At 60.6% G+C, this 292-nt stretch carries 1 protein-coding gene; it reads right to left on the bottom strand.

The window, feature by feature from the left end; translation table 11 throughout:
* Positions 1-71 precede the first annotated feature (71 nt).
* On the bottom strand, positions 72-292 hold a 221-nt coding region (locus tag BK660_RS32325), incomplete at its 5' end, for a di-heme oxidoredictase family protein (protein ID WP_311202933.1).

Raw genomic sequence — 292 nt, 5'->3', positions numbered from 1 at the left:
CGAGCGCGGCAAGGCTGGTGAACAGTAGCTTGGGACGGAACATGTCGGGCTCCCGATTCTTTTATCAGTGTTTAAAGTGAGTTCAAAAACGCCAGCAGCGCGGCACGCTGCTCGGCATTGAAAGACAAAACCTGTTGCTGCGCCGCTTGCGCTTCACCGCCGTGCCAAAGCACCGCTTCGAGCAGATTGCGCGCGCGACCGTCATGCAAAAACTGTGTGTGGCCGCTGACCGCTTGCGTCAGGCCAATCCCCCACAACGGCGGCGTGCGCCAGTCACGGCCGGAGGCCTGAA

This window comes from Pseudomonas brassicacearum (assembly GCF_003732265.1).
GTDB classification, from domain to species: Bacteria; Pseudomonadota; Gammaproteobacteria; order Pseudomonadales; family Pseudomonadaceae; genus Aquipseudomonas; species Aquipseudomonas brassicacearum_D.
This window is presented reverse-complemented; position numbering and strand designations above follow the sequence as displayed.